Genomic DNA, 13557 nt, shown 5'->3' with positions numbered 1-13557 from the left:
GATCGTCAGCGGGCCAGCGCGGCAATGGAGTCGCTGATCGCGGGCCGACGGCGTTCGCCGTAGTGGGAATGGGTGCCGAAGGTGCGGTATGCGTACACGAGGGGCGGCAGCTCCGCCCGGCTCGCACCGACGACGTGTCCGAGCAAAAGCAGGTGGTCGCCGCCCTCCACTGCCTCGTGCAGGTCGCATTCGAGCCAGCCGGCGGCACCGTCGAGACGGGGCAGGCCGTCGTCGAGGTGCCAGTCGACCTGTGCGAAGCGGTCCACGTTCCGGCTGGCGAAGAGGATCGCCAGATCGGCCTGAGCGGAGCCGAGCAGGTTCACACCGAACCGCCGCTCCCTCAGGATCTGGGCCAGCACCCGCGAGCCGCGGTCGAAGGCCACGGTCACCAGAGGCGGATCGAGCGACAGCGAGGCGAAGCTGCTCACCGTCGCGCCTGACGGGCTGCCGTCGTTCATCGTGGTGACCACGGTGACGGGGGCACAGACCCCGGCCATCATGTCGCGGAAGATCTGCGGCGCTACACTCCGCCTTTCGGTGCTCATCGTGTGTTCCTTTCTCGGGGCGTGCCGTGTCCGCGTCCGGCCGGGGTGCGGCCCGGTGTCACTACAGGCCCTCAATCTCACTCAAACCGACGGCGTCGATCATGTGGGTGAGTGCCCTCAAGGCTTCATCGCCCGGTTCGAGGTACGGCTTGCGTGCGTAGCCACCGGGAAGCCCAAGCAGGCGCAGCACCGCCTTGTAAAGGACGACCCGCGGCACCGAGAACTCGGCGGAGAACCGGGAGATCCCGCTCCACACTCGCGTCACGGTGCGGTAGGTCTCCCCAGCTGCGGAAAGGTCCCCGCGGTGGAGCTCGTCGTGCAGGGCACGGCACAGCCGGGGGGCCAGGTTCTGCAGGTTGTCCAGCTCGGCCGTGGCCCCGACCGCGTAGGAGAACATCAACCGCTGCGTCATGGTGAGCACGGTCGTGTGCGGTGCGAGTCGTGCGACGCAGTCGGCCACGTTGTGCTGGTCGGGGTGATGCTTGAAAACCCCGATGACCTGGGGGTACTCGCTTGCCAAACGGGCGAGGACGGGCGTCGGAACCTCGAATCCGGTCATGAAGTTGCTGGACAGCACAACGGGCGCGTGGACCGCTGTGAGCACCTCGTCGTAGAACGCCTGGAACATGGCGATGTTCGGGACGAAGGAGTGGCCCAGGGTCGGCGGGTAGAGCTGCACCGCATCGGCTCCCCGCTGCACCGCCTCGGTGGCGAAGCAAATGTTTTGCGCGGCGGTGGGGAACTCGCGGCTGCCGGCGACCACCGGGCTGCGGCCCGCGGCCTCCTCGGCCGCGATCTCCACTGCCCGCAGGACCTCGGCGTCTGTCATCTGCGCCCCCTCCCCCGTGGCGGGGCTGGCAGGCCAGAAGCCGACGTTCTCGCGGAGCATCCACTGGACGTGCTCGCGCAGGGCGCCCTCGTCGAGGTCGCCGTCGCGGTCGAACGGGGTCAGTCCCATGACGTAGGAACCGGCCGGAAGGGCCGTATGCCGTTCGGCCCGTAGGTCTCGCATCATGCGCTCGTTGCCTTCAGTTTCCGTCGCCCATGAGCACGGTCATCGGGTCGGGCAGGTCGGACTTCAGCGCCCAGGCGCGGTCCGAGAGCTCTTCGGTGGCGGCGCCGTTGCGCCGGGCCTCCAGCAGCGCCTCGGGGTCGAAGGCGGGGCCGACGGAGTCGGCCGCGTACTCGACACCCTTCATGTAGGCGGTGGCCTCGTCCGGTTCCGCGAAGCGGTCGATCTGCATCTCCACGAAGTTCCCGTCGGGGTCGCGGTAGTACAGCGAGGTGGTGACCCCGTGTGCGATGCAGACCGCGGGCCGCACACCCTTGTCGCGCAGCAGGACGTACCGGTCGAGCAGGTCGTCGATGGAGTCGAAGGTATACGCGACATGGTGCATCGCGGCTGTGTCGGGGGTCTTGCGCTTGAGCGGTACGGGCGGGTGGATCAGGGCCACCCGGTGGTGCTCCTCGTCGAACGTGATGAACGAAAGGGCGTCGTCGGTGTACACGACATGGCCGTCGAGGACGGTGCAGTACCAGTCACGCATCTGCTGCGGCTGTGCGGTCTGGAAAACGACGTGGGCGAACTTCGGGCTCGCGGACATGCGATTCTCCCTGGGACTCTGACGTCGGACACGCCGAGACGGCGGCGACGGAGCTCTGTGCTTGGAGAGCCTCTGATGCGCACCACCGTAGCGGTGATATGTGATAACAGAAACCCTCTGAAGCGAGTTCTTTTACAAGACGGGGTTTCCGGCTCATTGACGACGCTGGTCAGTCGCATGTCGGCGGTGTGACACGCCGGCCCCTCGGCGGGTGCTGCGCCTCCGAGAGCGGTGCTCTCACGCTACGCCAAGTACGCCATGGGCGCACCGGTCGGGAGGGGGACTGCAGTTACGGCGAAGGCGGCACGCTCTCGGAGCGTGCCGCCTTCGCCTGCGAGAACAGGGAACGGGTTCAGTCCGCGACGGCCGCGATGCCCTGCTGGGCGATCTGCTCGTTCACGTCCAGGTGGTGCATGACCGCCTGAGCGGCACGGCCGGGGTCCCGTTCGGCGACCGCGGCGAGCAGCTCGGCATGCGCGGCCTCACGCCTGCGGGGTTCGTCGGGATCACTGTCCCGGCCTCCGAACGCAAGCCGGACGTAGCGCTCGGCGGCGTGCCAGAGCATGCCGAGGATACGCAATTCCCACTCAGTGGCGGCGGGGCGCAGCAGGTCGAGGTGGAACTCGTGATGAGCCTCGTAGATCTCGTCCAGGCCCAGGCTCTCGTCGCCGAAGGTGGCCACGTAGGCCGCCAGCCGATCATGATCGCGGCTGGTCAGCAGCAGACAAGCCCGCCCGGCGAGTTCCGGTTCGATCCTGCGGCGGAGGCGGTAGATGGCGTTCAGGTCATCATGGCTGAGCGGGGCCACGACGGCGCTCTTGCCGCGGGCCGTGATGACGAGCCCTTGCCCCTCCAGATGGCGCAGGGCCTCCCGCACGGGAATGATGCTTACCCCGAGCCGGCCGGCGATCTCACGGAGCGAGAATTCCTGTCCGGGACGCAGGTCCGCGGCGAGAATGGAACGGCGGATCTCCTTGGTCACCTGCTCGACCACCGACTGCGGTTCCACACGCCGTACTCCGGTCGTGCTCACTCCAGCCACGATGGTCCTCCCTAGGACAGCGTCCACACATAGCGCCGACTGCTTACGTTATCAGCGATATCAAAGCCCTGTCCCCTCCTCAGCGTCGCTCTATTGCGCCGCGGCTGCTCGCCGCAGCAGCGGCGTGATGCGGTAGCCGACAAGCTGACGCATCACCAGGGCGGTATTGGTCCGCTCCACCCCGGGATGGTCGAGGATGTCGCCCGCGATGCGGTACAGGTCCTCCGCGTCAGTGGCCACGACATGCACCAGCAGATCACTTTCCCCGGTCAGACCGTGCACCTGGAGGACCTCGGGGATAGCGGTCAGCGCCGCCGCGACCTCATCGAGCCGTCGCTGGACCACCTTCGTGGTCACGAAGGCGGTGAGCGGGTATCCGAGCGCGGCGGGTGAGATCCGGCGTTCGAAGGAGCCGACCCCGCCGGTGCGTTCCAGCGCGGTCAGCCGCGTCTGGACGGTGTTGCGGCTCATCCCGGTCCGGTCGGCGAGCGCGACGGCGGTGGCCCGGGGGTGCGCGGCCAGGGCGAGCAGCAGCCGGGCGTCGGTGGAGTCGATCCGCGCTGTGTTGGTCACGATGCGCACCTTCTCAGGGAGTGGGGATCGGATTTTGAGCATCCTGCACTGTTATCACACAACCTCTTGCGCACATTCTTGTCAGGTGGTGTGCTCCATCGCAACGACTGCTGGCCAGGGCGACCCGCCGTGCCGCTCCCAGCCCCCTGCACTCCGGCGCACCTGCGCCGAAGCAGCCTTCCGTTCGTGCCGTGCCCGGCGCGCTCCCCCGTTCACTTCCCGACCATGCGGCTCGCTCACCCGAGCAGCAGGTCTTGAGGAGGTCCGTATGACCACTGCTCCCGCTCAAGCCGCCGCGCACCGCACTGCCGCCGAGGGCTCCTTCGACACCCTGCGCCAGGTCGAGGACCGGGTGTTGTGGCTGTCCAGCGCCATCGTCCACCACGCCAACCGGGTGCGGGCCAACCCCAGCGGTCTCAAGGTCGGCGGCCACCAGGCCTCCTGCGCCTCCATGGTGTCGATCATGACCACCCTGTGGTTCCGTCATCTGCGACCCGAGGACCGGGTGTCGGTCAAGCCGCACGCGTCGCCGGTCCTGCACGCGATCAACTACCTGCAAGGGAAGCTCGATCCCGTGTACCTGCCGACCCTGCGTGCGTTCGGCGGGCTCCAGAGCTACCCCAGCCGCTCCAAGGACCCCGACCCGGTCGACTACTCGACGGGTTCGGTCGGTATTGGCGCCACCGCAACCATCTGGGGGGCCATCGCCCGCCGTTACACGTCGCAGGACGCCGGTACCGCGGCGGGCCGGCAGTACGCACTGGTCGGCGACGCCGAACTCGACGAGGGCGCGATCTGGGAGGCGGTCCTGGACCCGCAGGTCGCCGAACTCGGCGAACTGGTCTGGATCGTGGACCTCAACCGCCAGTCACTCGACCGCGTCGTGCCCGACATCGCCGCGGACCGGCTCCAGGGCATGTTCGCCTCCGCCGGCTGGCAGGTGCTAACCCTCAAGTACGGCAAGCTGCTGGAGGAGCTGTTCGCCCGCCCCGGCGGCACGGAACTGCGCCGACGCCTGGACGTGATGCCCAACCCGGAGTACCAGCGGCTGCTGCGCTGTCCCGCCGACGAACTGCGCCGCCGGCTGCCCGGCGAGGGCACCGACGCCGCGCCCGTCGCCGCGCTCCTGGAGCAGCTGGACGACGCGACGCTGGTGCACGCCCTGAGCAACCTCGGCGGTCACGACCTCTCGGCCCTCGACACGGCGCTCGCCGCCGTGGACGACCACCGACCCACCGTGATCTTCGCCTACACCGTCAAGGGTTACGGACTGCCCACCCAGGGACATCCACAGAACCACTCCTCGCTGCTGACCGCCGCCCAGATCGACGAGCTGGCCGCTCGTATCGGCGCCGACCAGGAGAGCCCGTGGGAGGCGTTCCCCGCGGCTTCGGCGGCCGGACGTCTGTGCGCCGAGGCCGGGGCGCGGCTGAACCGGGAACCGGCAGGCAGTACACCGCCGCCGCCAGTGCCCACCGACATCGGCCGCACCCCCACGGGTACCGCGACCACCCAGGCCGCCCTCGGCCGGGTGCTGCTGGACCTGACCCGCGCCGCTCCGGAGACGGCCGGCCGAATCGTCACCGTCAGCCCTGACGTCAGTTCCAGCACCAACCTGGGCGGCTGGGTCAACAAGGTCGGCGTCTGGGCCCCCACCGAGCGAGTCAACTGGTTCCACGACGACGCAGAGACCCTGCTGCACTGGCGGGAAAAGCCCACCGGCCAGCACATCGAACTGGGCATCGCCGAGACCAACCTCGTGGGGCTGCTCGGCGAACTCGGCGCGACTTGGAGCCGCTGGGGCGAGCCACTACTGCCTATTGGGGTGCTCTACGACCCCTTCGTGCAACGGGCCCTGGAGCCCTGGTCGTTCGGCATCTACGCCGGTGGCCAGTCTATCCTCGTCGGCACCCCCTCCGGGGTCACGCTGGCGCCCGAGGGCGGCGCCCACCAGTCCATCACCACTCCCTCGCTCGGCATCGAGCAGCCCGGCTGCACCACCTGGGAGCCGGCCTTCGCCCTGGACACGGAGTGGACGCTGCTGGCCGCGCTGTCCCGGCTAGGCAGGCCGGACGGCGGCTCCGCCTACCTGCGGCTGTCCACCCGTCCGGTCGACCAGAGCCTGGCCCAGGTGCCCGAGGATCCGGCCGCCCGCGAACGCCGCCGCCGTCAGGTCGTCGCCGGCGCCTACCCGCTGCGCCGCACCGATCAGCCCCAGGTCACCATCGCCGCGATGGGCGCCCTGGTGACCGAGGCCCTGGAGGCCGCAGAGCGTCTCGGGCAGCAGGGCATCGCGGCGGACGTGGTCTGTGTCACCAGCCCCGGCCTACTCTTCCAGGCCCTCGACGCCCGGTCCGGCCACGGCACGGCTGAGAGCTGGATCCTCGACCAGGTCTTCCCGGCCTCGCGAGCCACCCCACTGGTCACCGTCCTGGACGGCCACCCGCACACCCTCGCCTTCCTCGCGAACATCAACCAGGTCCCGCTGAGCACGCTCGGCGTGACGCGCTTCGGCCAGTCCGGCTCGCTGGAGGACGTCTACCGCTACCACGGCATCGACACCGACAACATCATCCGCGCCGCCCTCGACGTCACCGAGTGACACCGCACCCCACACCACGGCACCCAAGGAAGGAATACCTCGTGAAAGCTCTGAGCGGAGTAGAACGCGTCTGGTCCGGTGCGCCTGCGCAGAGGCGCAAGGAGCCGCCGGCCCAGCCGTCCGGACATCTGGCACCGGGCGGCAGGATCGGCATGATGACGCCGATCGCATCCGGCGGCGGAAGCAACGCAGGGCAGCTGTCCGACGACACTGCGAGCGCACGACGGGCGCCGGTTCCCGGGTCGCCTCCGGCGGCCGATGCGGCCAGGGCGCGGCGGGCTGGCGGCGCGGACCGTCCGGAGGACGGCACACCGTAATGCCCCCACGCGCAGATTGCCTCGAGGAGAAGGGTCGCAAGGATCGTATGGGCAAGCTAATGGCGTCCGCCGCCGAGGCGGTGGCCGACATCGCGGACGGCGCCTCCCTGGCGGTTGGCGGATTCGGCCTCTGCGGCGTCCCCAGTACGCTGATCGCCGCTCTGCACGACCAGGGAGCGAATGGACTGCGGGTCGTCTCCAACAACTGCGGCACCGACGGCAATGGCCTGGGCGTCCTGCTCGACGCCGACCGCATCGCCCGCGTCACCGGCTCCTACGTCGGTGAGAACAAGGAGTTCGCTCGCCGGTACCTTGCCGGAGAACTGGAGGTCGAACTGGTGCCCCAGGGCACCCTGGCCGAGCGCCTGCGGGCCGGCGGCAGCGGAATTCCCGCCTTCTACACGCCAGCCGGGGTCGGCACCCCCGTCGCCGACGGAGGCATACCGTGGCGCCACCGCACCGATGGCAGCGTCGCCGTCGCCTCCCCGGTCAAGGAGATACGCACCTTCGACAGCCGCCAGTACGTGCTGGAGGAGGGCATCAACTGCGACTTCGCCCTGGTGCGCGCCGCCCGCGGCGACCGGTACGGCAACCTCGTCTTCCACAAGTCGGCCCGAAACTTCAATCCGCTGGTCGCGATGGCCGGCCGTATCACCGTTGCCGAGGTCGAGGAACTGGTTGAGCCCGGCCTGCTCGACCCCGACGAGGTCCATCTGCCCGGCGTCTTCGTGCAGCGGGTCGTCCTGCTCACCGCGGAACAGGCGGCTGCCAAACCCATCGAGCGGCGCACGGTCGCCGAATCCCGAACCGGCAAGGCGGTCGCCTCCTGATGTCCTGGACCCGCACACAGATGGCCGCCCGCGCGGCGGAGGAACTCGAGGACGGCTCGTACGTCAACCTCGGCATCGGACTGCCCACCCTGATCCCCGATCACCTGCCGCCGGACGTGCACGTGGTCCTGCACTCCGAGAACGGCATCCTGGCCACCGGTCCCTATCCGGCGGAGGACGAGGTCGACCCCGATCTGATCAACGCGGGCAAGGAGACCGTCACCGTCCTGCCCGGCGCCTCGTTCTTCGACTCCGCGCTGTCCTTCGGCATGATCCGCGGCGGCCACCTCGACACCGCGGTGCTGGGCGCCATGCAGGTCTCCTCCATGGGCGACCTGGCCAACTGGATGATCCCCGGCAAGATGGTCAAGGGCATGGGCGGCGCCATGGACCTCGTCCACGGCGCTCGCCGGGTGATCGTGCTCATGGAGCACACCGCCAAGGACGGTTCGCCAAAGATCGTCGACGAGTGCACCCTGCCGCTCACCGGCCGCTCCTGCGTGCACCGCGTCATCACCGACCTCGGTGTCCTCGACGTCACCGTGCACGGCCTAATCCTGATGGAGACGGCCCCGGGTGTCTCCCCCGCCGACATCGCCGCCAAGACCGGTGCCCCGCTCTACACACCCGCGCTCAGCCGCATCGGCTGAGCCGCCCCACGCCCCGCACACCAACACCCTCCGACCGCGCGGGGCACTGCATCCCCCCAGTGCCCCGCGTCGGACGCGCCTGCCCGGGACCCACCCGTCAATGCTCTCCGGGCAGGCGCAGCCACGTACAGCAAGGAGTCCCACGACCATGCCGGCCTCAGTCATCCTGCCCTCGCTCGGCGAGAGCGTCACCGAAGGCACCATCACCCGCTGGCTGAAGACCGAGGGAGATCACGTCGATGCCGACGAGCCCCTGCTGGAGGTGTCTACCGACAAGGTCGACACCGAGATACCAGCCCCCGTCTCGGGAGTCCTCGTATCGATCACGGTCGCTGCGGACGAGACCGCGGAAGTCGGCGCCCAGCTGGGCCTCATCGCCGAGCCAGGCGAGCCCGACGCCGCGTCGGCGCCCGCCCCTTCTGCCGCCCCCGCACCCGATTCCCTCCCCCCTGCCCCTACCGCACCCGGCCCCGTTCCCGCCGCTGCGCCCCCGGCTGGCGCACCTGACCAGGCGACCGGCACTCCCGTGATCCTGCCGACACTCGGCGAGAGCGTGACCGAGGGAACCGTCACCCGCTGGCTCAAGAGCGTCGGGGACGCGGTGGCGCGGGACGAGCCGCTGCTGGAGATCTCCACGGACAAGGTGGATACTGAGATCCCTTCCCCGGTTGCGGGCGTGCTCCTGAAGATCTTGGTCGGCGAGGACGAGACCGCCGACGTCGGTTCCCGGCTGGCTGTCATCGGCGCGACCGTTCCCGTCCCGGCGCCCCGTCTGCTCCCGGTGGAACCCTCGGCTCCCGCGACCACGCCACCGGTTCCGGCCACCTCACCGACCACGGCTTCCGCCCCTGCCTCAGCCCTCGCGCCCCGTCCGGCCCCAAGTACCGCCAACTCCGCTGTGCCGCGCGGCGGGACCGAGCCCCTCAGCCGTATACGCAAGGCCATCGCCCACAACATGGTTCGGGCGTTGCACACCTCGGCTCAGCTCACCTCGGTCGTGGAGGCGGACGTCACCGCCCTCATGCGGCTGCGCGACCGGGTCAAGGACGTGTTCGCCGCGCGCGAGGGCGTCAAGCTTTCCCCAATGCCGTTCGTCGTCAGGGCCGTGATTGACACGCTCGTGGAGCATCCCGTCCTCAATGCCAGCATCAACACGGAAGCAGGCACGATCACCTATCACGAGGCCGAGCACATCGGCATCGCGGTGGACACCGACCGCGGACTCATGGTGCCGGTCATGCACCACGCGGGCGGTCTCAATGTCTCCGAGCTCGCCAAAAGGATCGCCGACCTCGCCGCCCGGACGCGGCAACAGAAGGTCAAGCCGGACGAGTTGTCCGGAGCCACCTTCACCGTCACCAATACCGGGTCCCGCGGCGCCCTGTTCGACACGCCCGTCTTCACCCCTCCGCAGGTGGCCATTCTGGCCATCGGGGCGACCGTCAAGCGTCCAGTGGTACGGGAGTTGCCCGACGTGGGCAGCACCATCGCCGTGCGCGACATGGTGTACCTGTCCCTGTCGTACGACCACCGACTGGTCGACGGGGCGGACGCCGCACGGTTCCTGTCTGCGCTCAAGGGCCGCCTGGAAGCGGCCGACTTCGAGGGCTGCTTCGACCTGTAGCCCTTCAGGAAAGGAACCGCCCGTGTCCGCAGTCGCACCCGACGGACGCAAGATGCTGCGCCTTGAGGCCCGGAACGCCCAGACCCCCATCGAGCGCAAGCCCGAGTGGATCAAGACCCGGGCGAAAATGGGTCCCGAGTACACCAAGATGCAGAACCTCGTGAAGAGCGAGGGCCTGCACACGGTCTGCCAGGAAGCCAGCTGCCCGAACATCTACGAGTGCTGGGAAGACCGCGAAGCGACCTTCCTCATCGGCGGCGACCAGTGCACCCGGCGCTGCGACTTCTGCCAGATCGAGACCGGCAAGCCCGAGGCTCTCGACCGCGACGAGCCGCGCCGCGTGGGTGAGTCCGTGGTCACCATGGACCTGAACTACGCCACCATCACCGGCGTCGCCCGCGACGACCTGGAGGACAGTGGCGCCTGGCTGTACGCCGAGACGGTTCGCCAGATCCACCAGCAGACCGCCGCCCGCGAGGCCGGCCGCACCAAGGTCGAACTGCTGACCCCCGACTTCAACGCCGTCCCGGAGCTGCTGCGGCAGGTCTTCGACTCCCGCCCCGAGGTCTTCGCGCACAACGTCGAGACCGTCCCGCGGATCTTCAAGCGCATCCGCCCCGGCTTCCGCTACGAGCGCTCCCTGAAGGTGATCACCGAGGCCCGCGACTACGGACTGGTCACCAAGTCCAACCTGATCCTCGGCATGGGCGAGACCTGCGAGGAGGTCAGCGAGGCGCTCCGGCAGCTGCACGAGGCCGGCTGCGAGCTGATCACCATCACGCAGTACCTGCGCCCCTCCGTGCGGCACCACCCCGTGGAGCGCTGGGTCAAGCCCCACGAGTTCGTGGAACTGAAGGAGGAGGCCGAGCAGATCGGCTTCTCCGGCGTCATGTCGGGCCCGCTGGTCCGCTCCTCGTACCGCGCGGGACAGCTCTACCAGATCGCAGCGGCAGGGCGGCGGCAAGCGCTGCTGTGACCACCGTCCCTACGAAGAGGACCCCTGGCCTGGCTAGGGGTCCTCTTGGTGTAGCACCCGGCGGACCGAAGCGATCGCCGGGGGACGAAGTGGACCCGAAGCGCATAGAGCATGCCGGCAGGACAAGGCCATCACTCCGGATCCACCTCAGCGCCGCCCCTTCGTCGTTGAGGGAGCGGCGAGTCATGGGGCGGCCTCAGTCCTTGATCTCGCAGATCGCGGCGCCGGAGGTGAGGGACGCACCGACCTCGGCCGACAAGCCCTTGATGGTGCCGGACTTGTGTGCGTTGAGCGGCTGTTCCATCTTCATGGCTTCCAGGACGACGACCAGGTCGCCCTCCTTAACCTCCTGGCCCTCCTCGACCGCGATCTTCACGATCGTGCCCTGCATCGGCGAGGCGAGGGTGTCGCCGGAGGCGACGGGACCGGACTTCTTCGCCGCGCGCCGCTTGGGCTTGGCGCCCGCCGCGAGGCCGGTGCGGGCCAGCGACATGCCGAGCGAGGACGGCAGGGAGACCTCCAGGCGCTTGCCGCCCACCTCGACGACGACCGTCTCCCGGCCCGTCTCCTCGTCCGCGTCCACGTCGGCGGGCGCGGCGAAGGGCTTGATCTCGTTGACGAACTCGGTCTCGATCCAGCGGGTGTGGACCGTGAAGGGGTCGCTGGAGCCGGTCAGCTCGGGGGCGAAGGCAGGGTCCTTGACGACGGCGCGGTGGAACGGGATGGCCGTGGCCATGCCCTCGACCTGGAACTCCTCCAGGGCGCGCGCGGCCCGCTCAAGGGCCTCCTTGCGGGTGCGGCCGGTGACGATCAGCTTGGCCAGCAGGGAGTCCCAGGCGGGGCCGATGACCGAGCCGGACTCGACGCCGGCGTCCACGCGCACGCCGGGGCCGGTGGGCGAGTCGAAGGTGGTGACGGTGCCGGGCGCGGGCAGGAAGTTGCGGCCCGGGTCCTCGCCGTTGATACGGAACTCGAAGGAGTGCCCGCGCAGCACCGGGTCGCCGTAGCCGAGCTCCTCGCCGTCGGCGATCCGGAACATCTCGCGGACCAGGTCGATGCCGGCGACCTCCTCGGTGACCGGGTGCTCCACCTGCAGACGGGTGTTGACCTCCAGGAAGGAGATCGTGCCGTCCAGGCCGACCAGGAACTCCACCGTGCCGGCGCCGACGTAGCCAGCCTCCTTCAGGATGGCCTTGGAGGAGGAGTACAGCTCCGCCATCTGCGCCTCGGACAGGAACGGCGCCGGGGCCTCCTCGACCAGCTTCTGGTGCCGGCGCTGCAGCGAGCAGTCACGGGTCGACACCACGACGACATTGCCGTGGGTGTCGGCCAGGCACTGGGTCTCCACGTGCCGCGGCTTGTCCAGGTAGCGCTCGACGAAGCACTCGCCCCTCCCGAACGCGGCGACCGCCTCACGGACCGCAGAGTCGTACAGCTCCGGCACCTCTTCGAGGGTCCGGGCGACCTTCAGGCCACGGCCACCGCCACCGAAGGCGGCCTTGATCGCGATCGGCAGACCGTGCTGCTCGGCGAAGGCGACGACCTCCTCGGCGCCGGAGACCGGGGCGGGCGTACCGGCGACCAGCGGCGCACCGGCGCGCTGGGCGATGTGCCGGGCGGCGACCTTATCCCCGAGATCCCGGATCGCCTGCGGCGGCGGCCCGATCCAGATCAGGTCCGCGTCGAGAACCGCCTGCGCGAACTCGGCGTTCTCGGAGAGAAAGCCGTAGCCGGGATGGATGGCGTCCGCCCCCGACTCGCGCGCCGCCTCCAAAACCTTGTCGATGTCCAGGTAACTGGTGGCCGGAGTGCCACCGCCCAGGGCGAACGCCTCATCCGCGGCGCGGACATGCAGAGCGTCCCGGTCCGGGTCGGCGTATACGGCCACGCTCGCGATGCCGGCGTCCCGGCATGCCCGGGCCACGCGGACAGCGATTTCGCCACGGTTGGCGATGAGCACCTTACGCATCACTTCGCCCCCACCGCGTCGGCACCGGCCAGGGTTGCGAGCCGGTCGACGGTGTCGACGATGCCTCGCAAGTCGGACCCCGGGGTGAACACAGCGTCGACGCCCATGGCCTTAAGGGCCGCTACATCGGCGTCCGGGATGATGCCGCCGACGAGGACGCGTACCTCGTCGGCGTCCTGTTGGGCCAGGAGGAGCAACACTCTCTTGACGATCGTCAGATGGGCACCGGAGAGCACGGAGAGTCCCAGTAGCGGGGCATCCTCCGCGATGACTGTGGCGACAATCTGCTCGGGCGTCTGGTGAAGGCCCGTGTAGATCACCTCGTAGCCGGCGTCGCGCAGGGCGCGGGCTATGACCTTGGCACCTCGGTCGTGCCCGTCTAGTCCGGGCTTGGCGATCACCACGCGGGCGCGTGGCGCCAGGGTGGCGGTGCCGTGGTGTGCCCCTCGGGGCGGTGCGGACATGGTGGGTCTCTCCGATCGTATGGGCGGGCTCAGGCGGGCCAGCGGGCGCGGGCCCAGGACTGGGGACCGGGCTGGGGCAGGGCTAGGCGTACGAGGCGGGCTGGTGCGGACCAGGAACCCGGAGCCGGGCATGCCATCTCGGCGGAGGCGGCAGAGGCCGCGGCCGCGGCGCGGGCGTGGACCACCACCAGGGCGGCGGCCAGCTCCTCGGGTATGGGGTTGCCCCGTACGACCTTGATCGTCACAGCGGCTCCTTAGCGGTCCTCAGAGGGGGATGTTGCCGTGCTTCTTCGGGGGCAGGGACGCCCGCTTGGTCCGCAGCTGGCGCAGGCCCCGTACGACGTGGGCGCGGGTGTCGGAC

Annotated in this window: 13 protein-coding genes; 5 read left to right on the top strand and 8 right to left on the bottom strand. The window is 69.5% G+C overall.

Annotated features, from left to right (window positions below):
• Positions 1 to 5: 5 nt before the first annotated feature.
• The 5 genes from AC069T_RS33470 to AC069T_RS33450 form a co-directional block, all read right to left on the bottom strand.
• Positions 6 to 545 carry a flavin reductase family protein gene (locus AC069T_RS33470; RefSeq protein ID WP_478786316.1) on the bottom strand — a complete coding sequence of 180 codons (540 nt, stop codon included), beginning with the start codon at positions 543 to 545 and terminating at the stop codon, positions 6 to 8.
• 61 nt (positions 546 to 606) lie between these two features.
• On the bottom strand, positions 607 to 1503 hold the full coding sequence (locus tag AC069T_RS33465) for a dihydrodipicolinate synthase family protein (protein WP_478786315.1): 897 nt from the start codon (positions 1501 to 1503) through the stop codon (positions 607 to 609).
• Positions 1504 to 1573: 70 nt separating this feature from the next.
• A complete protein-coding gene (locus tag AC069T_RS33460; RefSeq protein ID WP_478786314.1) occupies positions 1574 to 2149 on the bottom strand; it encodes a VOC family protein in 576 nt (191 codons plus the stop codon).
• Positions 2150 to 2501: 352 nt separating this feature from the next.
• The gene (locus AC069T_RS33455; protein WP_478786313.1) at positions 2502 to 3182 is read right to left on the bottom strand and encodes a GntR family transcriptional regulator; all 681 of its coding nucleotides are present in this window, start codon (positions 3180 to 3182) and stop codon (positions 2502 to 2504) included.
• A gap of 99 nt (positions 3183 to 3281) precedes the next feature.
• Positions 3282 to 3764 (bottom strand): Lrp/AsnC family transcriptional regulator, encoded by a 483-nt coding sequence (locus tag AC069T_RS33450; protein ID WP_478786312.1) that lies wholly within the window; start codon positions 3762 to 3764, stop codon positions 3282 to 3284.
• Between the two features lie 268 nt (positions 3765 to 4032).
• Here AC069T_RS33450 and AC069T_RS33445 point away from each other — a divergent pair, with 268 nt between their 5' ends.
• The 5 genes from AC069T_RS33445 (at position 4033) to lipA (ending at position 10763) form a co-directional block, all read left to right on the top strand.
• Positions 4033 to 6366: a transketolase-like TK C-terminal-containing protein gene (locus AC069T_RS33445; protein ID WP_478786311.1), complete on the top strand. Its 2334-nt coding sequence runs from the start codon at positions 4033 to 4035 to the stop codon at positions 6364 to 6366.
• 364 nt (positions 6367 to 6730) lie between these two features.
• Complete coding sequence (locus AC069T_RS33440) at positions 6731 to 7513, top strand: CoA transferase subunit A (protein WP_478786310.1); 783 nt, start codon at positions 6731 to 6733, stop codon at positions 7511 to 7513.
• On the top strand, positions 7513 to 8163 hold the full coding sequence (locus AC069T_RS33435; protein WP_478786309.1) for a CoA transferase subunit B: 651 nt from the start codon (positions 7513 to 7515) through the stop codon (positions 8161 to 8163). The genes AC069T_RS33440 and AC069T_RS33435 overlap by 1 nt, the downstream gene beginning before the upstream one ends.
• A 148-nt stretch (positions 8164 to 8311) precedes the next feature.
• The gene (locus AC069T_RS33430) at positions 8312 to 9787 is read left to right on the top strand and encodes a 2-oxo acid dehydrogenase subunit E2 (RefSeq protein WP_478786308.1); all 1476 of its coding nucleotides are present in this window, start codon (positions 8312 to 8314) and stop codon (positions 9785 to 9787) included.
• 22 nt (positions 9788 to 9809) lie between these two features.
• On the top strand, positions 9810 to 10763 hold the full coding sequence (lipA, locus tag AC069T_RS33425; protein WP_478786307.1) for a lipoyl synthase: 954 nt from the start codon (positions 9810 to 9812) through the stop codon (positions 10761 to 10763).
• Between the two features lie 196 nt (positions 10764 to 10959).
• Here lipA and AC069T_RS33420 read toward each other — a convergent pair whose 3' ends face one another.
• Genes AC069T_RS33420 through AC069T_RS33410 form a run of 3 tightly spaced genes read right to left on the bottom strand, consistent with a single transcriptional unit; the run spans position 10960 to position 13441 of the window.
• Positions 10960 to 12732 carry an acetyl/propionyl/methylcrotonyl-CoA carboxylase subunit alpha gene (locus AC069T_RS33420; protein ID WP_478786306.1) on the bottom strand — a complete coding sequence of 591 codons (1773 nt, stop codon included), beginning with the start codon at positions 12730 to 12732 and terminating at the stop codon, positions 10960 to 10962.
• Positions 12732 to 13196, bottom strand: a complete 465-nt coding sequence (locus AC069T_RS33415) for a cobalamin B12-binding domain-containing protein (protein WP_478786305.1) — start codon at positions 13194 to 13196, stop codon at positions 12732 to 12734. Before AC069T_RS33415 ends, AC069T_RS33420 begins: the two co-directional genes overlap by 1 nt.
• Positions 13197 to 13225: 29 nt before the next feature.
• Positions 13226 to 13441 carry an acyl-CoA carboxylase epsilon subunit gene (locus AC069T_RS33410; protein ID WP_478786304.1) on the bottom strand — a complete coding sequence of 72 codons (216 nt, stop codon included), beginning with the start codon at positions 13439 to 13441 and terminating at the stop codon, positions 13226 to 13228.
• Positions 13442 to 13557: the final 116 nt, after the last annotated feature.

It is taken from the genome of Streptomyces sp. NPDC043867 (genome assembly GCF_056435845.1).
This window is presented reverse-complemented; position numbering and strand designations above follow the sequence as displayed.